Annotated in this window: 23 protein-coding genes and 1 pseudogene; 16 read left to right on the top strand and 8 right to left on the bottom strand. The window is 65.9% G+C overall.

Annotation, left to right across the window (positions count from 1 at the left end):
• Positions 1-3: 3 nt before the first annotated feature.
• The 5 genes from VGI62_RS03560 to VGI62_RS03540 form a co-directional block, all read right to left on the bottom strand.
• Positions 4-297 (bottom strand): hypothetical protein, encoded by a 294-nt coding sequence (locus VGI62_RS03560; protein WP_331503016.1) that lies wholly within the window; start codon positions 295-297, stop codon positions 4-6.
• A 252-nt stretch (positions 298-549) separates the two neighbouring features.
• On the bottom strand, positions 550-930 hold the full coding sequence (locus VGI62_RS03555; RefSeq protein WP_331503015.1) for an I78 family peptidase inhibitor: 381 nt from the start codon (positions 928-930) through the stop codon (positions 550-552).
• Positions 927-1,388 carry a DNA polymerase III subunit chi gene (locus tag VGI62_RS03550; protein WP_331503014.1) on the bottom strand — a complete coding sequence of 154 codons (462 nt, stop codon included), beginning with the start codon at positions 1,386-1,388 and terminating at the stop codon, positions 927-929. Before VGI62_RS03550 ends, VGI62_RS03555 begins: the two co-directional genes overlap by 4 nt.
• Positions 1,381-2,088 (bottom strand): hypothetical protein, encoded by a 708-nt coding sequence (locus VGI62_RS03545; RefSeq protein ID WP_331503013.1) that lies wholly within the window; start codon positions 2,086-2,088, stop codon positions 1,381-1,383. The genes VGI62_RS03550 and VGI62_RS03545 overlap by 8 nt, the downstream gene beginning before the upstream one ends.
• 9 nt (positions 2,089-2,097) lie before the next feature.
• Positions 2,098-3,549, bottom strand: coding sequence for a leucyl aminopeptidase (locus tag VGI62_RS03540; protein ID WP_331503012.1), 1,452 nt, complete (start codon positions 3,547-3,549; stop codon positions 2,098-2,100).
• Positions 3,550-3,698: 149 nt separating this feature from the next.
• On the opposite strand from VGI62_RS03540, the gene lptF reads away from it, so the two are divergent.
• From lptF to VGI62_RS03480, 12 genes are all read left to right on the top strand, one after another.
• Positions 3,699-4,835, top strand: a complete 1,137-nt coding sequence (gene lptF / locus VGI62_RS03535) for an LPS export ABC transporter permease LptF (protein WP_331503011.1) — start codon at positions 3,699-3,701, stop codon at positions 4,833-4,835.
• 10 nt (positions 4,836-4,845) lie between these two features.
• Positions 4,846-5,946: an LPS export ABC transporter permease LptG gene (gene lptG / locus VGI62_RS03530; protein ID WP_331503010.1), complete on the top strand. Its 1,101-nt coding sequence runs from the start codon at positions 4,846-4,848 to the stop codon at positions 5,944-5,946.
• Between the two features lie 63 nt (positions 5,947-6,009).
• A complete protein-coding gene (locus tag VGI62_RS03525) occupies positions 6,010-8,469 on the top strand; it encodes an LPS-assembly protein LptD (RefSeq protein ID WP_331503009.1) in 2,460 nt (819 codons plus the stop codon).
• Between the two features lie 43 nt (positions 8,470-8,512).
• Positions 8,513-9,946 (top strand): peptidylprolyl isomerase, encoded by a 1,434-nt coding sequence (locus tag VGI62_RS03520; protein ID WP_331503008.1) that lies wholly within the window; start codon positions 8,513-8,515, stop codon positions 9,944-9,946.
• Positions 9,943-10,950 carry a 4-hydroxythreonine-4-phosphate dehydrogenase PdxA gene (gene pdxA / locus VGI62_RS03515; RefSeq protein ID WP_331503007.1) on the top strand — a complete coding sequence of 336 codons (1,008 nt, stop codon included), beginning with the start codon at positions 9,943-9,945 and terminating at the stop codon, positions 10,948-10,950. Before VGI62_RS03520 ends, pdxA begins: the two co-directional genes overlap by 4 nt.
• A complete protein-coding gene (gene rsmA / locus VGI62_RS03510; RefSeq protein ID WP_331503006.1) occupies positions 10,947-11,780 on the top strand; it encodes a 16S rRNA (adenine(1518)-N(6)/adenine(1519)-N(6))-dimethyltransferase RsmA in 834 nt (277 codons plus the stop codon). Before pdxA ends, rsmA begins: the two co-directional genes overlap by 4 nt.
• A gap of 122 nt (positions 11,781-11,902) precedes the next feature.
• Positions 11,903-12,571, top strand: coding sequence for a DUF969 domain-containing protein (locus tag VGI62_RS03505; RefSeq protein WP_331503005.1), 669 nt, complete (start codon positions 11,903-11,905; stop codon positions 12,569-12,571).
• Positions 12,568-13,521 (top strand): DUF979 domain-containing protein, encoded by a 954-nt coding sequence (locus VGI62_RS03500; RefSeq protein ID WP_331503004.1) that lies wholly within the window; start codon positions 12,568-12,570, stop codon positions 13,519-13,521. The genes VGI62_RS03505 and VGI62_RS03500 overlap by 4 nt, the downstream gene beginning before the upstream one ends.
• Positions 13,502-14,530, top strand: a complete 1,029-nt coding sequence (locus VGI62_RS03495; protein ID WP_331503003.1) for a DUF2891 domain-containing protein — start codon at positions 13,502-13,504, stop codon at positions 14,528-14,530. Before VGI62_RS03500 ends, VGI62_RS03495 begins: the two co-directional genes overlap by 20 nt.
• A gap of 158 nt (positions 14,531-14,688) precedes the next feature.
• A complete protein-coding gene (locus tag VGI62_RS03490; protein WP_331503002.1) occupies positions 14,689-14,913 on the top strand; it encodes a hypothetical protein in 225 nt (74 codons plus the stop codon).
• A gap of 5 nt (positions 14,914-14,918) precedes the next feature.
• Positions 14,919-15,275, top strand: coding sequence for a hypothetical protein (locus VGI62_RS03485; protein WP_331503001.1), 357 nt, complete (start codon positions 14,919-14,921; stop codon positions 15,273-15,275).
• 164 nt (positions 15,276-15,439) lie between these two features.
• Positions 15,440-15,904, top strand: a complete 465-nt coding sequence (locus tag VGI62_RS03480; RefSeq protein WP_331503000.1) for an Lrp/AsnC family transcriptional regulator — start codon at positions 15,440-15,442, stop codon at positions 15,902-15,904.
• A gap of 45 nt (positions 15,905-15,949) precedes the next feature.
• Here VGI62_RS03480 and VGI62_RS03475 read toward each other — a convergent pair whose 3' ends face one another.
• Genes VGI62_RS03475 through VGI62_RS03465 form a run of 3 tightly spaced genes read right to left on the bottom strand, consistent with a single transcriptional unit; the run spans position 15,950 to position 19,524 of the window.
• Positions 15,950-17,392, bottom strand: coding sequence for an NAD(P)H-hydrate dehydratase (locus VGI62_RS03475; protein ID WP_331502999.1), 1,443 nt, complete (start codon positions 17,390-17,392; stop codon positions 15,950-15,952).
• Positions 17,393-17,410: 18 nt separating this feature from the next.
• Positions 17,411-17,980, bottom strand: coding sequence for a histidine phosphatase family protein (locus VGI62_RS03470; RefSeq protein ID WP_331502998.1), 570 nt, complete (start codon positions 17,978-17,980; stop codon positions 17,411-17,413).
• Positions 17,981-17,985: 5 nt separating this feature from the next.
• The gene (locus VGI62_RS03465; protein WP_331502997.1) at positions 17,986-19,524 is read right to left on the bottom strand and encodes an acetyl-CoA acetyltransferase; all 1,539 of its coding nucleotides are present in this window, start codon (positions 19,522-19,524) and stop codon (positions 17,986-17,988) included.
• A 240-nt stretch (positions 19,525-19,764) separates the two neighbouring features.
• Between VGI62_RS03465 and VGI62_RS03460 the strand changes: the two genes are divergently transcribed.
• The 4 genes and pseudogenes from VGI62_RS03460 to VGI62_RS03445 form a co-directional block, all read left to right on the top strand.
• Positions 19,765-20,103 carry a P-II family nitrogen regulator gene (locus VGI62_RS03460; protein ID WP_331502996.1) on the top strand — a complete coding sequence of 113 codons (339 nt, stop codon included), beginning with the start codon at positions 19,765-19,767 and terminating at the stop codon, positions 20,101-20,103.
• A gap of 39 nt (positions 20,104-20,142) precedes the next feature.
• Positions 20,143-21,552 (top strand): type I glutamate--ammonia ligase, encoded by a 1,410-nt coding sequence (glnA, locus tag VGI62_RS03455; RefSeq protein ID WP_331502995.1) that lies wholly within the window; start codon positions 20,143-20,145, stop codon positions 21,550-21,552.
• An 88-nt stretch (positions 21,553-21,640) separates the two neighbouring features.
• Positions 21,641-21,814, top strand: coding sequence for a hypothetical protein (locus tag VGI62_RS03450; RefSeq protein ID WP_331502994.1), 174 nt, complete (start codon positions 21,641-21,643; stop codon positions 21,812-21,814).
• Positions 21,815-21,941: 127 nt separating this feature from the next.
• A pseudogene (locus tag VGI62_RS03445) lies at positions 21,942-22,274 on the top strand (peptidase M61); the annotation flags it as partial.

The following is a 22,274-nucleotide window of genomic DNA, read 5'->3' as shown; positions in this document are numbered from 1 at the left end:
GCGTTATAGATCGGGCGCATAGACATCGAGCAGCGCGTTGGTGGGTTGCTCGCTGCGCGTGCTGAGTTTTTCGACATTCGCCTTCGACATCGGATTGAAGTCAGTGGGGTAGTCGACCACCGCTTGCCTGGGCACAAGGTCGGAAGGGCGGACCGGGAGGCGCTCATCGACCTGTCCGAGATACGGCATCACAAATCCTTTGATCTCCCCAGCCGCCGATGGATCGTCATGATGGTCGCCAAACATGCGAGCACCCCAGAAGCAGGGGCGTCGCGTTCCCGACGGCTTGAAGATCACGCCGTCTCGTTGGGGATCTCCAGCACTTGCCGGAAATTCTGGGCCACTCGAGCGGGCGCGTTGTCGCCGAACCCGAGCAGTCGAGGTCGCCCGTCGCCCGATAGGGCGTCGGCGCCGATAGGCTCAACAGCACAGGCTGCCGTGCCCCTGCGCGGGCCGATCGCGAGACCGCCATGGACAGATTCGCAACCCGCGACGATCGCGCCGCGTGGCTGGGGCTACTCAAGGAATTTGGGGCGGCGATTCCGCCGGCTAACCGCAGCGGATTTCCTTGATGATGCCGGTCTGGGCGTCGAAGAAAAAATTCAGCCGCTGGGGGCTATAGTCCATCGTGACGGGGCAGGTCGTACAAGCCACGCGCTGGAGGTTCGGATTGACCGGGACGGGGACTTCCGTCCGCGGCCGGCCGACCAGACCTTGCAGGGCCGAGGCTCCGCACTGGTCGTTGGCGCTGGTCTGGCTTCGCCGCGGACGGGCTGATTGTTGCGGTAAGGGTGTCGGCGTCGCGGGAGTCGCCGGAGCCGCCGGAGTCGCCGGAGCCGCCGGTGTCGTCTGGGTTGTTGTCGGATAGCGTGGGGTGGTCGAGCACGCCGCCGCCAACGAGACGAGTCCGAGCCAGAACGCCCGCCTCATGCCTGCTTCTCCCATCCGCGGCCCTGCTGTCGCCAATAGGAGACCTGAACGCCGCTAGCCTTCACCACGCTCCATTGCGACCGCGCAACGGCCAACTGCGCCTCGTCGCCGCCGTCGAACAGCACCACGCAGCGCGCAAAGCCCGCTAGATCGCCCGGCTCAGCCCCATCGATCAGGAAGAGGGCGTCCGCGCCGTTGGGGTTCTCAAACCCTGTCGTCAGCAGGATCGGCTGGCGCGAGGCTCCCGGCTCGTCATCGGGCCCGTGGGGCAGGAAGCTCTCATCGCGATAGGTCCAGAGCCAGCTGTCGAGATTGCGCAAGCGCTCGATCTCGCGGACCCGCACCAGGGCCTTCCATCCGCGCTGCAAGGTCTTCTCCAGGAGTTCAGGCAGCGCCTGCTCGAGCCCCGTCCGCTCCAGGTGATAGAACCAGACCTCGGTTGCGGCGCGCTCAGCCATGGGCCGGCTCCGCCAGTCGCGCGGCCAGGGATTCCAGCGCAGCGGCAACCGGCCCGGGATCGGTCAGCATCCCGAGATGATGCAACGGAAGGCGCACGAGAGGCCAGCCGTATCGTCCGGCGATCTTGCCCTCGTCGTCATAGGCTCCGCTCAGCTGCAGGTAGGCGGCGGGCACGTCAAACGCGACGGAAGGAGCCTTCTCTTCGAAGTAGGCGAGCGGCAGGGGCTCGAGTTCGGCGACTAACGCCTCGCGGACACCCCGGTCCGGAACCAGCCGTTCCAGCGCGCCCGGCGCCCACCATTGGTCCCAGGCCGGCAATTCGCCCATCTGCGCGCCCGCCCGCAGCTTCCCGCGCATCTCCTCAGGGGCGGTGTCAAACCAGCTGCGTCCTGGATGCGGCAGGATTGCATCGACGAAGATCACGCCTGCGACGCGGCCGCCCAGCTGATCGGCCAGCACAGGCGCGAGGGCTCCGGCGCCGCTGTGTGCGACCAGCAGGAGATTCTCGGGGAACGCGCCGGAAGCCCCGATCAGGCCGTCAGCCAGAGCGCCGTAGAACCCCTGCGCAATGGTCGAGAGCCGCGGCCAGGCGGGCGCGCTGGCGGCATGTCCCCGTCTGGCCAGTTCGGCGGCGACGGCCTGCCAGGCCATTGGCCCCAGCAGCGGGCTCGCCAGCAGCACAAAGAGGGGCGCACGCATTCGTGGGCCTCAATCCTCGTACTTCTCCGCCACCATGCGGTTCAGCAGGCGAACGCCGAATCCGGTAGCGCCGTCCGGGATCGTGGCGACCTGCGACGGCTTCTTCCACGCCGTCGAGGCGATATCCAGATGCGCCCAGGGTACGCCATTGGTGAAGCGCTGGATGAACAGGGCCGCGGTGATCGAACCGCCAGGCCGGCCGCCGGTGTTCTTCATGTCGGCGATCATCGAGTCGATGTTCTTGTCGTATTGCGCCGGCAGCGGCATCCGCCAGAGGGGCTCGCCCTCGGTGTTCGAGGCTGCGATCAGGTTCGCGGCCAGCTGTTCGTCGTTGGCATAGCAGCCGGCCAGGTCGTTCCCCAGGGCGACGATGATCGCCCCGGTCAGGGTGGCGAGGTCGACCATGAACTTCGGCTTGAAGCGGTCTTGGCAATACCAGATGGCGTCGGCCAGCACGAGGCGGCCCTCGGCGTCGGTGTTGATGATCTCGATAGTCTGCCCGGACATGGAGGTCACCACGTCGCCGGGCCGCTGAGCGTTGCCGTCGGGCATGTTCTCGACGAGGCCAAGGATCCCCACTGCGTTGACCTTGGCCTTGCGGCCGGCGAGCACGTGCATGAGACCCGCCACGGCGCCCGCCCCGCCCATGTCCCACTTCATGTCTTCCATGCTGTCGGCCGGCTTGATGGAGATGCCGCCGGTGTCGAAGCAAACGCCCTTGCCGATAAAGGCGATGGGTTGGGCGTTCTTGTCCGCCGCACCGTTCCAACGGATGATCGCCAGCTGGCTTTCGCGGATGGAGCCCTGGCCGACGCCCAGCAGGCTGCCCATTCCGAGCTTCATCATTTCCGGCTCGCCCAGGATCTCCACCTCCAGCCCCAGGGTCTCCAGGGCCTTCACCCGACGTCCGAATTCGGCGGGGTAAAGGACGTTTGCAGGTTCGGAGACCAGATCACGTGTGAAGCTCACCGCGTCAGCCAAGGCCGCCAGCGGCGCGAAAGCCTCGAGCGCAGCGGTGCTGTCCGCGGCGACGATCTCAGTCTTGACTATAGAGGGCTTCTTATCCGCCGGCTCCTTGGTCCGGTATTTGTCGAACCGGTAGCTCGCCAGGCGCACGCCGAGCGCCGCGCGCGCCGCCAGGTCAGCGGCGCTGTCGGGCAACTCCAGCCTGAGCGTCGTGAGGCCCGAGGCCTTCACGGCCGCGTAGGCGCCGGCCGCCGCGCGCTCTGCGCCCAGTGCATCGAAGTCCTCGCGTTTGCCCACGCCCGCCAGCACCAACCGCGCCGCGTCCGTTCCGGCCGGAGCCAGCACGTCGAGGCTCTGGCCCTTGTTTCCCGTGAAGCGAGTCGCTGACGCGGCCTGGGCTAAGGCGCCCTCGAGGGGGGCGCCCTCGAATACGATGCGGGCCAGCGCGGTCTTCGACGACACGGCCGCGTCGGCGGCGACGAACTGGATATCCATACGAAGTCTCTCGATGCCAAAATGGGAGCCGTGGCCGACGCGCCCCGTCCGAAGCGTCCCGGCGGTTGTCTGACACGGCGACGCATGGTTTAGATCAGCTCCGCGGCGGGGGCGCGGCAAAAACTCCGAGCGAGCCGTATTTCTTACCCATGCGCCTGATCGATCGTTATCTGCTTCGGCAACTGTTCGGCCCTACCCTTCTCGCCACAGCGGCGCTGACGGCAGTTGCGCTGCTGAGCCAGAGCCTCACATGGCTCGACCTGATCGTGAACCAGCGACAGAGCGCGCTGGTGGTCCTGAAGGTCACGCTGCTTTCCATGCCGCAACTGATCAACATGATCCTGCCGATCGCCGTTTTCGTGGCTGCGCTCGTCGCGTTGAACCGCCTGCATACCGAACAGGAGATCGTGGTCTGTTTCGCAGGAGGAATGAGCCGCTGGCGGGTGATTTCGCCGGCGATGCGGCTGGCCGCAACCGTCGCCTTCCTCGCCCTTCTGATGAACCTCTGGGTGCAGCCCTTGACCTACCAGGAGCTTCGAAAGGAGCTCTTCCAGGTGAGAACCGACCTGGCCGCAACGATGGTGCGCGAGGGTGAATTCACCGAGCCGGTTCCGGGCCTCACGGTCTATGCGCAGACCGTCGACGCTAATGGCGACATGCACAACCTCTTCATCCATCAGATGAAACAGAACGGCACAGCCACCACCTACATGGCCAACTCCGGTCGGATAGACAACCGCAACGGAAGCTCCGTGCTCGTGCTGCGCAATGGCTCCACGCAGGAATTCTCGCCGCAGGGGGTCCTCAACTACCTGACCTTCATCGAGTATCCCTTCGAGCTCGGGTCGCTCAGCAATCCCCAGGAGATGGTGCACTACAAGGCCTCGGACCGATTCATCCACGAGCTCTTCTTCCCCGATCTCCAGCAGGCCTGGGAAAAGCGCAACCGTAAGAGCCTGCTGGCCGAGGGGCACGCTCGGCTCGCAACGCCGCTCTACAACATCGCCTTCATGGCCATGGCGTTGTCGGCGATCATCGGAGGTGGTTTTTCGCGGCTGGGCTACGCGAGGAGAATCGCGCTGATCGGCGCCTACGCCGCGCTCGTGCGGATCCTGGGGTTCGTGGCCCAGTCAGCCAGCGAGGGGAACGTATGGGTGAACCTCCTGCAATACGCTATTCCGCTGGCCGCGACCGTGTTCGCGCTCCGCAGCATTTTCCGCCAGCGGGTCAGCCGCTTTATCGACATGCGCCGGCGTCCGGCGCGGATCGCCCCGATGCCGGCATGAGGAACGCCACGTGAGCGCCGCACGCCTCCAACGCTACGTCCTGGCCCGAACGCTCGGCGGTGTCGGCGCCGCACTGGCCGTGATTTCGGCGGTGATCCTGCTCGTCCAGTTCGTCGACCTTTCCCGTTCCATCGGGGTGCGCGCCGACGTCAATGCAGGCGACATCTTTGGGCTGACACTGCTCAAGTCACCCTCGGTGATCCAACTCCTGCTGCCCTTCGTGTTCCTGTTCGGGGGCATCAGCGCCTTCGTTGGCTTGAACCGGCGCAGCGAACTGGTCGCCATGCGGGCCGCCGGCGTTTCGGCCTGGCGCTTCATCATGCCGGCGGCGGTGGCGGCCTTCGTCGCTGGTGTCCTGGCGGTCGCGGCGCTCAATCCGATTTCGGCAGCGCTCAGCGCCCGTTTCGAGGCTGACCGGGCGCGGCTCATGTCCAACTACCTGGGAGACACTCCGAAGGACATCTGGCTGCGCCAAGGCGATGAACACACCCAGATGGTGATCCATGCCAAGTCGCGCGACACCGTCGAGGGCGAGGTGAGGCTGCGCGGCGTCTCGCTGTACCTCTATGAGAAAAATCAGGCCGGCCAACCGGAATTCCGCCGCCGCCTCGAGGCCGCCGAGGCGGTGCTTCGCCCAGGCTTTTGGCAACTGAAAGACGTGCGCGAAGCCTCCGCCGGACAAAACTCCGTGCGCTCCGACAGCCTGTCGCTGCGCTCGACGCTGGATTCGGAGGCTGCTGTCGAGCGCTTCGCTTCGCCGGACACGATCGCCTTCTGGCGCTTGCCCGACGCTATCCGCCTGACAGAGCAGGCCGGGTTCTCGGCCTCCGGCTACCGGCTGAAGTTTCAACAGATGTTGGCCACCCCTGTGCTGTTCACCGCCATGGCCATACTGGCGGCCGCCTTTTCACTAAGGCTGGCGCGACTCGGCGGGTTGGCTGGCCTGGCGGGCGCCGGTGTCGCCTTGGGCTTCATTGTGTTTTTCTTCGACAAATTCGCCGGCGCCCTGGGGCGGGCCGATATCATTCCGCTGTTCGCGGCCGCCTGGGCGCCGGCTGTGGTCGCGCTTCTGTCCGGCCTCACCCTGCTCTGTTACACCGAAGACGGTTGAATCCTACGCGTGCCCGGCTATGCAGGCTGCAAGGCGCGTCGTGGGAAGGATCGGAAGCGGAAAATGAGTTCGCGTCGACGCAGGTCGTCCGCTGCCGCCCCGATGGCCGCTTGCAAGCGCGTTCTGCTTGCCGGCGCGGCGATCGCTGCGATCTGGCCCGCAGCCGCCCAGGCCCAGCCTGTGGGCGCGCCGCCGGTCGGTCCCGAGGGCCGCCAAGAGCGCGGCCAGATCCTCAATCAGAACCAGGTCAGCTCCGCGCCGGCCAAGCCGCCCGCCCCTGCGCACATCGATGGACTCAGTCCCGGTGAGCTCTACCTTGAGGCCGACAAGCTCACCCGCGACGACAAGAACGGCATCACCACCGCCGAAGGCTCGGTCGAAGTCCGATACGAAGACCGGACCCTTCGCGCCGACCGCGTCGTCTACAAGGAGGCGCCCCCGCCTCCCGAAGGCCAATCGCGTCCGCCGCGGGACAAGGAGGCGCCCGCCCAAGGCGTGATCCGCGCGTACGGACACGTGCAGATCATTCACGACAACGGCGACGTCGAATACGCCGACGAGATGACGCTCGACGACAAGATGCAGGCGGGCCTGGCCCTGGCCTTCTCGTCGCGCATGCACGACCAGCGCCTTAACCAGAACATCACCATCGCCGGCGCCACCGCCGTCCGCCGCACCGACGAGATCCAGGAGCTGAATAAGGCAATCTACACGCCCTGCCCGATCTGCGTCGGCGATAAGCCCAAGACCCCGACGTGGTCGATCACCGCCGACCGCGTGGTTCAGGACAAGGCCAACCGGGTCATCTACTACCGCCACGCCCGCATCCATGTTCTTGGCGTGCCGATCCTCTACCTGCCGGTGTTCTGGCACGCCGATCCGTCGGCGTACCGGGCTTCTGGGCTGCTGGCGCCCAGGATCGGCATCAACAGCCGCCGCGGTTTTTCGTGGGACCAGCCCTATCTTTGGGTGATCAACCCCTCGGCCGACCTGGTCATCGCCCCGCAGATCAACTCCAAGGTCAATCCGTTCCTGAACCTGCACTATCGCGAGCGCTTCGCGACCGGCGAAATCGACATGCGCCTTGGCTACACCTACGAGCAGGATCTGACCGGCCAGGGTGAGCGATTCGGCGACCTGACGAACCGCAGCTATGTGCTGGGGCGTGGCCTCTTCCATATCGACGACAACTGGATAGCCGGCTTCACCGCCGAGCGGACCTCCGATCCGCTGCTCTTCGACAAATACGACATCGGCCGCGTCTACGAGGCGCGGGGGCCCTACGTGGCGGACGACCGCCGGCTGATCAGTCAAGCCTATGCGATCCGCCAGGATGATCGGTCCTATACCTCTATCGCCGCCTTCACGGTCCAGGGGCTTCGTCCGGGCGACAACAACCGAACCTTCCCCGTCGCCGCTCCTCTCTTGGAGACCCGATACGAGCTGCCTGACGACGTTCTTGGCGGACGCCTGAGGTTGCTTGGAAGCGCAGTGTCGCTAACCCGCACGCAGTCTCCCGACAACCAGGCAGAGAACCTGCCGGGCCTGGACAGCAAGCGCGCCACGGCCGAGGCCGACTGGTCACGGGTCTTCACCTCGAGCGTCGGTCTGCGCGTCGAGCCCTTCGTGAGCATGCGGTTCGATGCCTACGCCCTGAACGACGTCCTCACCGGAGTCGGAAAGGAAACAACGTCGGAATCGATGTCCCGCGGCCTGGGCGTGGCCGGCGCGGACTTCTCCTATCCGCTCTTCCGGCGCTGGCACGATGCCACCGTGGTGCTGGAGCCGTTGGTGCAAGTGGCCGCCTCGCCGAAGGCCCAGCAGGTGGTTGTCGGCCATGACGCCACGGGCGCCCCGATCTATCTCAACGAAGATAGCGTCGCCTTCGAGTTCGACGAATCCACGCTCTTCCAAGCCAACAAGTTCCCGGGGTACGACCTCTACGAGGACGGCGTGCGCGTGAATGTCGCGGGCCGCGGGTCCATCCTCTGGGACGATAATCGCCGCGCGAGCCTGCTGATCGGCCGCAGCTTTCGAGACAGCCCCAACACGGTGTTCGCGCCAAGATCCGGCCTCAGCGAACGCGCCTCGGACTGGATCATTGCCGCCGACGCACAGCCCTGGACGGGATTCTCTGTCTTTGCGCGCACGCGGCTCGATGCCGACACCCTGGAGGTTCACCGCCTGGAGGCGGGCGCCAACATCAGCTCCAAGTGGGGTTCCGGTTACGTCCGCTATCTCTCCGACGACCAGGGGATCAATGGGGCGAAGGTCGAGAACCTCGACCTCGGCGGCGACCTCAACCTGACCAAGCATTGGGGCCTGAGCGCCTCAGGAAATCGCGACTTGGTGCAGGACGCCTGGGTGATCAGCGACCTCGGGGTTTTCTATAAGGACGAATGTATCCGAGTAGACGTGTTTTATCGCCACGAAGACGTTATCCTGGGTCGACTGGGCGCCAGCGACCAAGTGTCCGTGCGCCTAACGCTCGCCACATTGGGCGGACCAATTTATGGCAGATAGGAATTGCGGCCGGACGCGGCCGAACGAAGGAATGATCTCATCCATGATGCGCGCGCGTAACGTCACTCGCCTTGGGGCGCGCGGCGCTGTTGTGGCAACGGCCGTGCTGGCGGCCTCCCTGCCGATGTGCGCCCAGGCCCAGGCCTCGAAGGCCAAGGCGGCAGCCTCCGCGCCGGCGGCTGCGCCCGCAGCTGCTTCGGCGGCTGCGCCCGCGGCGGCTTCGTCGGCGACGGCGCTGGCGCCCGCGCCGGAATCTACTCAACTGCTTACGCCGATGCGCCCGATGACCGAATCGGTGGCGGCGATCGTCAACGACGACATCATCTCCACCTACGACCTGGCCCAGCGTATGCGCCTGCTGATCGCCACGTCCGGAGTGCAGCCCACCCAGGACACCCTGCCGGAATTCCAGCAGGAGGCCCTGCGCTCCCTCGTCGACGAACATTTGCAGATCCAGGAGCTCAAGCGCGTCCAAAAGGATCAGAAGATCACGATCATCGCGACTGACGAGGAGATCCAGGAGGAGCTGGCCGGCATGGCCCAGCAGAACAACCTCAAGCCGGAAGGATTCCTTGCGGCGCTGAAGCAGCAAGGCATCGGTTCGGAGACGCTATACGAGCAGATCCGCGCCCAGATGAGCTGGCAGCGCTGGATTCGCGGCCGCTACGGCACACGCCTGCGGATCGGCGAGGACCAGATCAAGGCCACGCAGGCCAGACTGACGGCCGCCGCCTCCAGGCCGCAATATGAAGTCAGCGAAGTCTTCGTCGACGCCGGCCGGGCCGGCGGCATGGAACCGGCCTCCAAGGGCGCCGCGCAACTCGTCGCCCAGTTGCAGCAGGGCGCGCCTTTCGCCGCGGTGGCCCGGCAGTTTTCAGCTTCGTCCACCGCCGCTGCCGGCGGCGATGCGGGCTGGATCAGCCAAGGTGAAATGCCGGCCGAGGTCGACGCCGTGCTGGAACAGTTGCGGCCAGGCCAGCTCTCGCAACCGATCCCGGTCAAGGACGGCGTCTACATCATCTATCTGAAGGACAAGCGTTCGGGCGCGAGCCAGACCGTGGTCAGCCTCAAACAGGCGGCCATCGCACTTCCCGCAACCGCGACCCCGGCCGACATCGAGGCCGCGCGGGTGAAGCTGGAAGGCGTGAAGTCACAGATCAAGGACTGCGCGACACTCGAGGCCACCGCCGGAAAGACGCCCGGCGTCGTGGCCGGCGATCTGGGCGAGGCGGAAATCAACGATCTTGCGCCGGAGTTCAAGCAGGCCGCCCAGACCCTCAACGTCGGCCAGGTCTCATCGCCGATCCGCACAAAAGTCGGACTGCATGTGCTGGCGGTCTGCGGCAAGCGCGCCGGCGGGGCGGTGCTCGCCGATCACGACCAGATCGAAAGCCGTCTGACAGGTCAGCAGCTCAGCATGATCTCACGGCGCTATATGCGCGATCTTCGCAACTCCGCGACCATCGAGACCAGGTGAAGTCCGGGCCACTCGCCCTGACCCTTGGCGATCCGGCCGGCGTCGGTCCGGAGATCATCGTCAAGGCCTGGAGCGAGCTGCGCCGAGAAGGGCCCCCCTTCATGGTGATCGGCGACTTCCAGGCTGTGGCGTCGGCCTCGGCCGGCGGGGCCTCCATCCTGCGGAAGGTCCTCGCCCCGGCCGAAGCTATGACCGCGTTCTCAGACGCTCTGCCGGTTCTCGACCTGCCGTTGCGAGCGCCGGTCGTGGCGGGCCGGCCATCGCCGGCGGCGGCCCCGGCGATCATCAAATGGATCGAGACGGCGGTGGGCCTGGCGCTTTCCGGCGCGGTTTGCGGCGTGGTGACCGCTCCGATCGCCAAAGCGCCCCTCTACGAGGCCGGCTTCAAGTTTCCGGGCCACACCGAGTTCCTCGGCGAACTGACCGCCAGCGAGGCGTTCGACGGCGCCCGCGGGCCGATCATGATGCTGGTCGCCGGCGACCTGCGGGTGGCCCTGGTCACGGTTCACGAACCCCTGGCGAAAGTCTCGGGATTGCTGAGCGTCGAGGCGATCGTGAACGCAGGCCTCGTGACCGCCCAGGCTTTGCGCCGCGACTTCGCGATAGCCAGGCCGCGATTGGCGGTAGCCGGCCTCAATCCTCACGCGGGCGAAGGCGGCGGCATCGGCCGAGAGGAGATCGAGATCGTCGCGCCCGCCGTGCGCGCGCTGAAGGACCTCGGCGTCGAGGTAGCCGGGCCTTATCCTGCCGACACTCTGTTTCCGCAGGAGATGCGCGAGCGGTATGACGCGGCCATCTGCCTCTATCACGACCAGGCGCTGATCCCGGTGAAGATGCTGGATTTCTGGGGCGGCGTGAATGTCACGCTGGGCCTGCCGATCGTGCGCACCTCGCCCGACCACGGCACCGCTTTCGACATCGCAGGACGCGGCCTGGCTCGACCTGACAGCCTGATCGCCGCGATCCGCCTCGCCGAGCAGCTGGCGCGGGCGCGAGGCGCGTGACCCTGGAGCAATTGCCGCCGCTTCGCGACGCGCTGGCTGAACATGGTCTTCTGGCGAGGAAGGCGTTTGGGCAGCACTTCCTCCTCGACCTCAACATCACACGCAAGATCGCGCGCCTCGCGCAGGTCGGTCCCGGCGATCAGGTCATCGAAGTCGGGCCGGGCCCGGGCGGGCTCACCCGCGCTTTGCTCGAAACCGGCGCCCAGGTGGTCGCCATCGAGAAGGACCAGCGGTTTCGTCCACTGCTGGAAGCGCTGGCGGCCGCAGCCTCGCCCGGAGCGCTCAATCTGCAATTCGCTGATGCGCTCATCGCCGACGAGGCCGCGCTGGGCGGTGGTGCGGCTCACGTGGTGTCTAACCTGCCCTACAACGTCGGAACGGCGCTGTTGATCAAGTGGCTGACCGGGCGCTGGACGCCGTCATCCATGACCTTGATGTTCCAGAAGGAGGTCGCCCAGCGGATAACGGCCCCGGTGGACGGTGAAGCTTACGGTCGGCTGGCGGTGATCGCCCAGGTCACGTCCGACGTGCGGACCGTCATGGATGTACCGGCCCGCGCCTTCACCCCGCCGCCGAAGGTCGAATCCGCCGTCGTACGCGTGACCCCACGCCCGGATCGGCCGTCACCAGCGCGCCTGGACGCACTGCAAAAGCTCACCGCAGCCGCCTTCGGCCAGCGCCGGAAGATGCTGCGAGCCAGCCTCAAGGCGCTTGGCGGCGAGCCGCTTATCGACGCCGCCGGCCTCGACCCCAAGGCCCGCGCCGAGACGGTGGACGTTGGGGGCTTCCTGCGCCTGGCCGACGCCTGGATCACCGAACGCCGGCGCTAGACAAGACTATCCGGGGGCGCCTCGCTGCTTAGGGCCCATCCTCCACTGTCTGGCCGGCCTTCGCCGTTGCCTACACTAACTCCAGACGGTCCAATGGCTGCGCCGTTCACGAAGGAGACCGGATGTTGATCCTCTTGGGCGTGGCCGTGATCGTCATCGGCTTCGCCGCCCGTCTCAACCCGCTGCTGGTGGTCGTGCTGGCGGCCATGACCAGCGGCTGGTTCGCGGGCCTGTCCCCGCTCCAGGTGATCGCCGCCTTCGGCAAGGCGTTCAATGACAACCGCTTTGTCAGCGCCGCCTACCTGGTCCTGCCACTGGTGGGCGTGCTCGAGCGCGCAGGGCTGCGCGAGCGGGCGGCTGCGATCATCACCGGGCTGCGCGGCGTCTCGGTCGGTCGCCTGCTCGTCAGCTATATGGTCTTCCGGCAGGCCACCACGGCGGTGGGGCTGATGCCGATCGCGGGACAGGCCCAGACGATCAGGCCCATCGTCGCCCCGATGGCCGAGGCCGCCGCCGAGGCGCGTGACGGCGTCCCGACCCTCAAGACCCGCTATGCCATCCGCGCCATGGCCGCGGCCACCGACAACGTTTCGGTGTTCTTCAGCGAGGACATCTTCGTGGCCATGGGCTCGGTGCTGTTGATGGTCGGCTTCCTTTCGAGCAGCAAGATCGTGCTCGACCCGCTGCACCTCTCGGTCTGGGCGATCCCCACGGCGCTGGCCGCCTTCGCCATCCATTCTACGCGCCTGATGCTCTTTGACCGTCGCCTGCGCCGGCGGGCGGGCTCGTGATCAAGCTTGGGGCCGTCTACGTCCTGGCGGGACTTATGTTCGCGGGCTTCGCGGCATTCAGCGCGCTGGACCGTGGCAACCGCAAGCGGTTCGGAAACGCCGCCTTCTGGGCGCTGGTGGCTCTGAGTTTCCTGGCTGGGGACCGGCTGGGCGACCTCGGCAACGGCGTCCTCGTGCTGGGTCTGGCAGGACTGGCGGGCCTTGGCCTGTTGGGCCGCAGCCAGCCCCCGACGACCTCGCCACAGGAGCGGGCCGGCCTCTCCCGCGAGTTCGGTAACAAACTCTTCGTCCCGGCGCTGATCCTGCCTGTCGTTGTTGCGACAGGCGTGCTGATCCTGAAGCCCATTCAATTGAGTGGGGTTCCGCTGATGGACGCCAAACAGGCGACGCTGATCTCACTCGCCCTGGCCGTCGTCGTCGCGCTCGCGGTCGCGCTTATTCTGCTTCGCCAACCGCTGGCTGGGCCGCTGCAGGAAGGACGGCGGCTGGCCGACACCGTTGGGTGGGCCGCGCTCCTGCCGCAGTTCCTGGCCGCGCTCGGGGCGGTCTTCGCCATGGCCGGCGTCGGCAAGGAAATCGGCGCGCTGGTGACCACCTACCTGCCCGTGGACACCCGCCTGGCCGCGGTCGCCGTCTACTGCATCGGCATGGCGGCTTTCACCATGTTGATGGGCAACGCTTTCGCCGCCTTCCCCGTCCTGACCGGAGGTGTCGCCATCCCGATCCTCGTGGGCCATTTTGGAGGCAATCCGGCCGTGATCGCCTCGATCGGCATGCTGTCGGGGTTCTGCGGCACGCTGATGACGCCGCTTGCCGCCAACTTCAACCTAGTCCCTCCCGCCCTGCTCGAAATCCCCGACCGCTACGCGGTGATCAAGACGCAGATCCCGACGGCCCTTCTGATGCTGATCGTCAACACGGTGCTGATGTATGTCCTTGCCTTCCGCTAGTCGGCTGACCCCGCAGGTCGCCTCGAAGTTCGCCCGTATCGCACTCGGTCACGTGACGCGCGAATTTCCCAACAAGCTCGATCACGTGCTCGAGGGCCCCGCCGACGCGCGCGGGCCCCGTGCCCTGCATCCGATCTTCTTCGGCAGCTTCGATTGGCATTCCTGCGTGCACGGCTACTGGTTGCTGGCCGCGCTGCTGCGCCGGGAGCCCGGCATTCCAGAGGCCTCAGCCATCGGCGATCTTTTCGATGATGCTTTTACAGACGCCAAGGTCGCCGGCGAGGTGGCCTACCTCGCGCGCGCCGCCTCCCGCGGCTTCGAACGGCCCTACGGCTGGGGTTGGCTCCTGAAACTGCAGGCCGAACTTCTCTCGCACCGGGATCGCCCTTGGGCTGGGAAGCTGCAACCTTTGGCCACCGCCTTTGCCGAACGCTTCTTCGACTTCCTTCCGAAGGCGAACTATCCGGTCCGCACAGGCGTCCATTCCTCGACCGCTTTCGCCATAGCGCTCGCCCAGGACTATGCCGCGGCGGTCGGCGACGCCGCCCTGACGAGGCTCTTCCTCGAAAAAGCCCGTGCCTGGTACCTCAGCGACCGCGACGCCCAGGCCTGGGAGCCGTCGGGCGATGAGTTCCTGTCCGCCACCCTGATGGAGGCCGAATGCCTGCGCCGCATTTTGCCGGCCGAGGAGTTCGCCTCGTGGCTGAAGGACTTCCTGCCCCGAGCCGCCCAGCGCCAACCCGCCAGCCTGTTTGCGCCGGCTGTTGTCTCCGACCGGTCCGATGGCAAGATTGCCCACCTCGACGGCCTGAACTTTTCGCGCGCCTGGTGTTGGCGCGAGCTCGCCGCCACCCTGGCCCCTGATGACCCCCTGGCCAGCCTTGCCGAAGCCACGGCCCAGGAGCACCTCGAAGCCAGCCTCCCGCACGTCGCGGGCGACTACATGGGCGAGCACTGGCTGGCGTCTTTCGCGCTCCTCGCGATGACCGCCGGAGAAACTATTGGATAGATTACAGTTTTTTTAGAAGATGACCGCGCGCGACTTTCAGCGAACGGACCTCGCAGAACGCGCTTTTTTCGCGTTGGAGGGGCGTTCAAAGCGGCAAAACCGCACTCGCCTTGGCTTACGCTTTCTTCCTCAAAGCAAGATCTCTTGCGAGGATGCCTATGAAGCTCTGTGGTCAAATCTCCGTCGAACTGACTGTCGGCGACTACATCGAAGCCGCCGACCACCAAAAGCGGCTGGAGGACATTCTCAAGCTGGTCCGTGACGCTTATCCCGATGCGAGGCTCGCCATGCGTGAGCGTCGTCAGCGCAAGGCTCTGCCGACCGGCCGCGCAGAGCCACGGGCCGCCGCGACGGGGGCCCTGAACCACTACTTCGACGAATAGTCCCGATGCGTCCAAGGGACTCTCTCCTCGAGGCCCTCCTCGCGCTAAGGGCGCTTAGCCCGCGCATCAGCCTCAATGAGATCGTCGCTTTCCTTTACACTTGCGAGAATGAGGGCCTGTCGGTGATGGAGCTCGCCTACGTCGCCGGGCTTACCCAGTCGACGGCGTCGCGGAGCCTGCGTTCGCTTGGGCGGCCCGGCACCGACTGGGCCCAGGAGCCGGCGCTCGGCCTCGTTGACGCCTTCCTCAATCCAGCCGACGCCCGCAGCCACGTCATTCATTTGACCGAAGAGGGGCGTGCGATGCGCGAGCGGCTGGACGAACTGATCCGCCGCTGCGTGACTATCGAGTATGGAACTTGAATGGAGAAATTCTACTAACGATCCGTAGAAAACTCCATGCGTTTCCGCAACAACCCGCCGCTCGAATACCGAACTGCAGTCTTAAAGAGCGAGATGAACGCAAGTTAATTGTCAAGATTTCGAATCCTGTGGTTGGTTCCTGTTACTCGGGAGAGCCAGCCGCCATGGCCTACGCACTCGACCGCCTGGATGTGAAAATCCTCGCCGCCCTGCAGGAAAACAATCAGGCGACCGCCCAGGCGTTGGCCGATCGGGTGCCGCTCTCACCCTCGGCGATCCTGCGCCGCATTCGCCAGTATCGGCATGAGGGCGTGATCGCCGCCGATGTTTCGATCATTGAACCCACCCAGGTCGGCGAGCGGATATCGGTCCTGATGATGGTGCAACTGGAACGCCACTCCCCGCTCGCCGTCGCTGAGTTCCGCGCCCATCTCTGTTGCTCGCCCCACGTGCAGGTCTGCATGGAGATCTCGGGAGCCTACGACATCTCGTGCATCGCGGTTTTCCGCGGCATGGAAGAGTTCAACGCCTTCACCGACGCCAATATCGCTGACCATCCCGCCGTGCGCCGCTATGAAGCGAGCTTCGTGAAGAAGCGCGTCAAATTCACCACGGCCATTCCCTTGTAAGGACGGCGACCGGCGCGGAACCCGGATGCCGCGCCCCTCCCCCGCTCAGCGCTCGTCGAAGAGCCGGCGAAGTACGGCCGGCGCGAGGCCCGGCAAATCCTCGGAAATCAGGCCCGGTCCATGCAGGTCGGCGGCCTCGGCGTGGATCCATGCGCCGGCGCAGGCGGCTTCGAAGCTCTCCATCCCCTGGGCGACAAGGCCGCCGATGAAGCCCGAAAGCACGTCTCCGGAGCCCGCGGTGGCGAGCCATGGCGAACCATTGGCGTTGACCGCGCAGCGTCCATCCGGCGCGGCGATCACCGTGTCAGACCCCTTCAGGAGGACCACGGCGCCGGCCCTCTCCGCCGCCCTTCGCGCAGCAGTGATCCTCTCCGGCGACCCGGCCAGAAGCCCCGGGAACAACCGCTCGAATTCGCCAGGATGCGGGGTCAGCACGTCGTCGCGATCCAGGAGCGAGAACAGCTCCTCCGGATCCTCGCGGAACACAGTAATGGCGTCAGCATCCAGCACCAGGGCCGCCCCGGTGCGCGCAAGCGCGAGCACGTTGAGCAGGGTCGGCTCACCCAGGCCGGCGGCCGGACCGATCACTGCGGCGTCCACGTCCTTGGCGGCCTGCTCCAGCTCGAGATCGGTTTCGAAGGGCCTTAGCATTATCGCTTCGAGATGACCGGCGTTGACCGGCAGGGCCTCCGGTGGCGACAGCACGGTCACCAAACCTGCCCCGATGCGTAAACCCCCGCGAGCCGCCAACCGCGCGGCGCCTGTGCTCCACGCTTCACCGCTGACCACGACCAACCGACCACGGGCATGTTTGTGGGAGGCCGCCGTCGGCCATGGGAAGCGCGCCAGCCACAGTTCAGGGGTGTTTTCCACGGTCTGGCCAAGCGTCGCGCCCAGTCCGATATCGGCGACGACAACCTCGCCGCACCGGCTGCGGCCGGGTTCCAACAGATGGGCCGGCTTCTTGGAGTGGAAGGTGACCGTCAGCGCCGCGCGGGCTGCCGGACCTCTTGGCTTGCCGGTGTCGCCGGGCACCCCGCTTGGCGTATCGACCGCCACCACGCGCGCCGGCGCCTCGGCCATGCGCAGCGCCGCCGCCGCAGCCGAGCCTTCCAGGGGCCGCGACAGGCCCGCGCCGAACAGCGCGTCTATCCAGACGCCGGGCTCGAGGGTCCCATTCAGGGGCTTGGTGGTCCCGAACCATCGGGCGTAGGCAGCCTGGGCGTCCTGGCTAGCCGGCTCGCCGAACGCGCGCACCTCTACCGGCCAGCCGCGTTCCTTGAGAACCCGCGCCGCTACATAACCGTCGCCGCCGTTGTTGCCAGGTCCGCAGAACACGAGCGCGCTCTGCCGGGCGAACCGTGCGCACACCGCATCAGCGACGGCTTGCCCCGCCCGTTCCATGAGGGTCAGGCCCGACGTTCCGGAGGCGATCGCCGCGGCATCGGCCTGCGCCATTTCTGAGACTGTAAGAACCTGGCGTATCAAAATCCTTAGCGCCCCATCCTAAAGCACACCTGTGGTCGCTTCGCGGCCCTTTTCCACCAGGACCAGTTCCGCGCCGTCCGTCTCCAGCACCGTGATCGACGCGTGGTCCGGCCGGAAGGCCAGTACGCGCGGATCGCCAAGGAGTTCAGAGACGACCGCGTTGGTCGCTACATAGTGCGAGAAAACGGCCGCGCCCCCGCGATCAAGCAGGGAGGCGGTGATATCTCGGCGCCAGGCGTCATAGTCGAGGTCACCCTCGATCTGCGCCCAGGTGCCGGCAAAGGCCCTCCGAAGCCAGGGGCCACGCTCCTCAGGCGTCAGGGAGGCGGGTGCTGAGATCTCCCCCACCCGCTTGTCGATCTCAAGCGTGACGCCCAGCGCAAGCGCGGTCGGCTCGGCGGTCTCGCGGCAGCGGCGCAGCGGAGAACTCACCACTTTCGTGGGCCGTTCGGTCGGCGGAAGCGACATAAGCCAGTCCCGGGCGGCGCGCGCCTGGGCCTGGCCGGTCTCATCGAGGCCCGGATCATCATCACCGCCACCCCAGGCGACGGCGGGCTTTCCGTGGCGGATCAGGTAAAGGCGGGCCATGGAATTCAATCCGGTACAAAGAGGTTGGTCTGGCCGTCGGGGCCTGGGCCGACACGACCGGCGCGGCCGACCTGCTCGCCGTGTTCCAGGCCAGCAAGGGTTTCCATGTCGCCCGGCGTTTGGGCCACGAAGCGGCGGTCGGCCTCGTCGCGTCCAATTACGATCCCCATGAACGGCCCCTCGCGGCGATGGACGACGGTGTAGGTCTCTATTCTGGCCGGCCCTTGCGGCGTTTCGGTAACGGTCGGATGCGCAAGGACGTCGATCTGGCGCTGCAGGACGGCGGGATCTTGCCGTTCGAAGGGCCGTTCGGGACGCTTGGTGGAATAAATTCCGGTCGACTGCTTGGTCAGGTACCAGCCGTTCGCCGTGACGAGGCCATACGAGCCCGGTTTGGTCCGGAGCTTGGCCGCCATCGTGGCGATCGAGTGCATGGCGTAGTTGTTACCCGGCCCACCGGCATAGGGCAGGCCCCCAGTGACCGTCAGCCCGCGTGGGTCGTCCAGCGCCAGTCCCAGCTCCTCCGCCCCGATCTCCACCGCCACCGGGAAACAGGAATAGAGGTCGATGAGGTCGATGTCGTCCAGGGTCACGCCGGCCATTTCGAGCGCTCGTTGCCCGGTCAGGCGCATGGCTGGGCTCGAGTGGAAGTTCTGGCGATCCAGCGGGTACCACAGGTCCGCAGCGTCGGCGCAGCCGTGCAGGTAGACCCAGCGGTCCTGCGGCACGCCCAGCTCGCGCGCCTTCTTCTCGCTGGCGATCAGCACGCCGGCCGACTGATCGACCTCCATGATCGCGTTAAGCAGCTTCGGATAGGGGAAGCCCACCATCCGGTTCTTCTCTGATACCGCCACCAATTCCTCGGCCGTCCGCTCAATGGGGAACCAGGCTTCGGGATTGGCAGCCGCCACCTTGGTGAAGGGCGCAAACAGTCGCCCAAGTCGGGCCTGGTGGTCCGCGAGCGAACGTTTGTCGCGCGCACGGAGCGCATTCTCGAACAGCGGATAGGTATTGATCGGCCGGTTAAGGCCGTGCCGAGCCTCGTAAGGCGTCACCCCCGGCCGAGGATCGCCGATGCGTTGCGGCTCCGGCAGGTCCTGGTCCTCCTGCCAATCGTCGAAGCCCAGGCCCTTGGTCAGCCGCTTGACCGCCGAACCAAGGAATTCGCACCCCACGGCCAACGCCAGCTCGGTCTCGCCCTTGGAGATTCGCTCACAGATCACATTGACCAGCTGCTGGGAGGTGTTGCCGCCCATATGCGAATAAACCGACCAGCCAGGAGCCGCTCCGATCTGCTTGGCGAGGCTGGCAGGCGGGTTGGACGAGTGGGGGATCGTGCTCCGCGTGGACCCCGGCGCGTCGATCGTGAAGCCCGCCACGGCCAGCCCGTCCAGCGCCGAAAGACCCCCCGCCCCGATGCCGGCATCTGCCGCTGCACGTTCCGCCGCAATCTTCAGCAGCGCGACCGGAGAGGGCGAAGCGGCCGGATCGCCACGATAGGTAAATTGGCCCGCTCCAATGAGAACTGGGGTGCTTCCGTCCATGCTTCTCCCGCCTTTCAATGCTGCGCGGGCGATCCTAGGCGCCGGGACCGCGCTCTTGAAGGCAATTCGACGCTGACCATTTTTTGATCTCTCGGCGCCTTGATTTTGGGCGCCCACGGCTTTGCCGTACGCCCTGGCGCGCGCCTCCCACCAGCGCGCTTGTGAGCCCCCATCAGCCATGCTCCGTCGCGCCGAACGCGCGAATCCCGCAAGACGCGGGGGCGGCGTGTCCGAGGACCCATGAAAAAAATCGAAGCCATCATTAAGCCGTTCAAGCTGGATGAAGTGAAAGAGGCCCTGCAGGAACTGGGGGTCCAGGGCATGACGGTGATCGAAGCCAAGGGCTACGGACGCCAAAAAGGCCAGACCGAGCTTTACCGCGGCGCGGAGTACGTCGTGGACTTCCTGCCGAAGATAAAGATCGAGGTGGTGATCGCCGATGACCAGCTCGCCCGCGTCCTCGACGCCATCTCGACCGCCGCCCGAACGGGCCGCATCGGTGACGGCAAGATTTTCGTTTCCGACGTCCTGGACGTCATGCGCATCCGGACCGGAGAGACCGGGGCGGACGCCGTCTAACCTTCCATCCAATCGAGACCACTAAAGGGGATAACCACCATGGCCACCGCCAAAGAAATTCTGGCCCAGATCAAGGAGAAGGACGTCAAATACGTCGACGTGCGCTTCACCGACATCCGCGGTCAGATGCAGCACGTGACCTTCGACATCGACCTCGTCGACGACGATTTCCTGACCGACGGCACGATGTTCGACGGCTCGTCGATCGCCGGCTGGAAGGCGATCAACGAGAGCGACATGAAGCTGCGGCCGGACCTCGCCTCCGCCCACATCGACCCCTTCTATCAACAGACCACGCTGGTGTTGTTCTGCGACGTGCTGAACCCCGACACCAACACCCCCTACAACCGCGATCCGCGCTCGATCGCCAAGGGCGCGCTCAACTACGTGAAGTCGGCCGGCATCGGCGACACCGTCTTCTTCGGCCCGGAGGCCGAGTTCTTCATCTTCGACGACGTCCGCTGGGGCACATCACCGGAGAATACCTTCTACGCGTATGACTCGACCGAACTGCCGCTCAGCGCCACCAAGTCCTATCCGGAAGGCAACATGGGCCACCGTCCAGGTCCCAAGGGCGGCTACTTCCCGGTCAATCCCACTGACAGCTCCCAGGATCTCCGCGGAGAGATGCTGGCGGTGATGGGCGAACTGGGCATGATGCCCGAGAAGCATCACCACGAAGTGGCGCCGGCCCAGCACGAACTAGGCCTGAAGTTCTCCGACCTGCTGACCATGGCCGATCGGCTGCAACTCTATAAGTACGTGATCAAGAACGTCGCCCACGCCTATGGCAAGACGGCGACCTTCATGGCCAAGCCGATGTTCGCCGACAACGGCTCAGGCATGCACGTGCACCAGTCGATCTGGAAGGACGGCAAGCCGCTGTTCGCGGGCGACAAATATGCCGGCCTGTCCGACATGTGCCTCTGGTACATCGGCGGCGTAATCAAGCACGCCAAGGCGATCAACGCCTTCGCCAACTCGACGACCAATTCCTACAAGCGCCTGGTGCCCGGCTATGAAGCTCCGGTGAAGCTGGCCTATTCGGCCCGCAACCGCTCGGCCTCGATCCGCATCCCGCACGTCGACAGCCCCAAGGGCAAGCGCATCGAAGTCCGCTTCCCTGACCCGATGGGCAACCCGTACCTCACCTTCGTGGCTCTGCTGATGGCCGGCCTGGACGGCATCGAGAACAAGATCGATCCCGGCCAGGCCCTGGACAAGAACCTCTACGACCTGCCGCCGCGCGAGCAGAAGAAGGTCCCCGAGGTCTGCGGCTCGCTCAAGGAAGCGCTCGACAATCTCGACAAGGACCGCGCTTTCCTCAAGAAGGGCGGCGTCATGGACGACGACTTCATCGACAGCTACATCGAGCTCAAGATGGAAGAGGTCATGCGCCTGGCCCTGCACCCGCACCCCGTCGAATACGACATGTATTACAAGTGCTAGTCGGCGAAAGCTGACAGGGGCAAGGAAGGGGCCGCGGAGTTTCTCCGCGGCCCCTTCTCTTTTCGAGGCCCCACACCACCCTGGCTCTATGTCGGCCTGGCTTGGCTATCTTCCGGCGCTCGGCGCCCTGGTCGTCCTGGCGCCGCTAATGGCCTGGCTCGGCCATCGTCACGGACGCAGCATCAAGGGCGGTCTTGCGCTCGCTTCGATCTTGCTGGGCTTCGGCGTGCCGTTCGATCCGCCCGCCAATGAGGCGAAGTGAAGGGAGACGACGAGTCCGGCGAGCCACCCCTTCCGACCGCCTGACCCTGCGTCCTCTCGGGTAGTTGAGATTGCTGTCGAAGTGGCCCTACAAGGGCAAGCCTCTCCCCGCTCCAGGTGATGTTCCGTTGAAGCTTGCCCTGTTCGCGTGCGCCGCCGTTCTTTGCATCGCCGGTTCCGCCGCCGCCCAGCCTTCGCCCGGACCGCAGCCCTATCCCATGCCGCCCAAGACCGAAGCGCCGAAGGACGTCGCCTACCCCGGCCTCTTGAAGGTGAAGGTCGACGCCACCGACACAGATCGCCACATCTTCCGCGTTCAAGAGTCGATCCCGGTCGCCAAATCCGGGCCGCTGACAGTGCTCTATCCGCAGTGGCTGCCCGGCAATCACGCCGCGAACGGCCCGATCAAAAACGTTGGCGGCATCAGCTTCAGCGCCAACGGCAGGGCCATCCCCTGGATG

Source organism: Phenylobacterium sp. (assembly GCF_036495085.1).
Taxonomy (GTDB): Bacteria; Pseudomonadota; Alphaproteobacteria; order Caulobacterales; family Caulobacteraceae; genus Phenylobacterium.
This window is presented reverse-complemented; position numbering and strand designations above follow the sequence as displayed.

Coding starts and splice junctions, on each gene's coding strand:
- VGI62_RS03555 (WP_331503015.1), bottom strand. CDS start 930: ATGAGGCGGGCGTTCTGGCTCGGACTCGTCTCGTTGGCGGCGGCGTGC.
- VGI62_RS03550 (WP_331503014.1), bottom strand. CDS start 1,388: ATGGCTGAGCGCGCCGCAACCGAGGTCTGGTTCTATCACCTGGAGCGG.
- VGI62_RS03545 (WP_331503013.1), bottom strand. CDS start 2,088: ATGCGTGCGCCCCTCTTTGTGCTGCTGGCGAGCCCGCTGCTGGGGCCA.
- VGI62_RS03540 (WP_331503012.1), bottom strand. CDS start 3,549: ATGGATATCCAGTTCGTCGCCGCCGACGCGGCCGTGTCGTCGAAGACC.
- lptF (WP_331503011.1), top strand. CDS start 3,699: ATGCGCCTGATCGATCGTTATCTGCTTCGGCAACTGTTCGGCCCTACC.
- VGI62_RS03525 (WP_331503009.1), top strand. CDS start 6,010: ATGAGTTCGCGTCGACGCAGGTCGTCCGCTGCCGCCCCGATGGCCGCT.
- VGI62_RS03520 (WP_331503008.1), top strand. CDS start 8,513: ATGATGCGCGCGCGTAACGTCACTCGCCTTGGGGCGCGCGGCGCTGTT.
- VGI62_RS03505 (WP_331503005.1), top strand. CDS start 11,903: ATGTTGATCCTCTTGGGCGTGGCCGTGATCGTCATCGGCTTCGCCGCC.
- VGI62_RS03495 (WP_331503003.1), top strand. CDS start 13,502: ATGTCCTTGCCTTCCGCTAGTCGGCTGACCCCGCAGGTCGCCTCGAAG.
- VGI62_RS03490 (WP_331503002.1), top strand. CDS start 14,689: ATGAAGCTCTGTGGTCAAATCTCCGTCGAACTGACTGTCGGCGACTAC.
- VGI62_RS03485 (WP_331503001.1), top strand. CDS start 14,919: ATGCGTCCAAGGGACTCTCTCCTCGAGGCCCTCCTCGCGCTAAGGGCG.
- VGI62_RS03480 (WP_331503000.1), top strand. CDS start 15,440: ATGGCCTACGCACTCGACCGCCTGGATGTGAAAATCCTCGCCGCCCTG.
- VGI62_RS03470 (WP_331502998.1), bottom strand. CDS start 17,980: ATGGCCCGCCTTTACCTGATCCGCCACGGAAAGCCCGCCGTCGCCTGG.
- VGI62_RS03465 (WP_331502997.1), bottom strand. CDS start 19,524: ATGGACGGAAGCACCCCAGTTCTCATTGGAGCGGGCCAATTTACCTAT.
- VGI62_RS03460 (WP_331502996.1), top strand. CDS start 19,765: ATGAAAAAAATCGAAGCCATCATTAAGCCGTTCAAGCTGGATGAAGTG.
- glnA (WP_331502995.1), top strand. CDS start 20,143: ATGGCCACCGCCAAAGAAATTCTGGCCCAGATCAAGGAGAAGGACGTC.
- VGI62_RS03450 (WP_331502994.1), top strand. CDS start 21,641: ATGTCGGCCTGGCTTGGCTATCTTCCGGCGCTCGGCGCCCTGGTCGTC.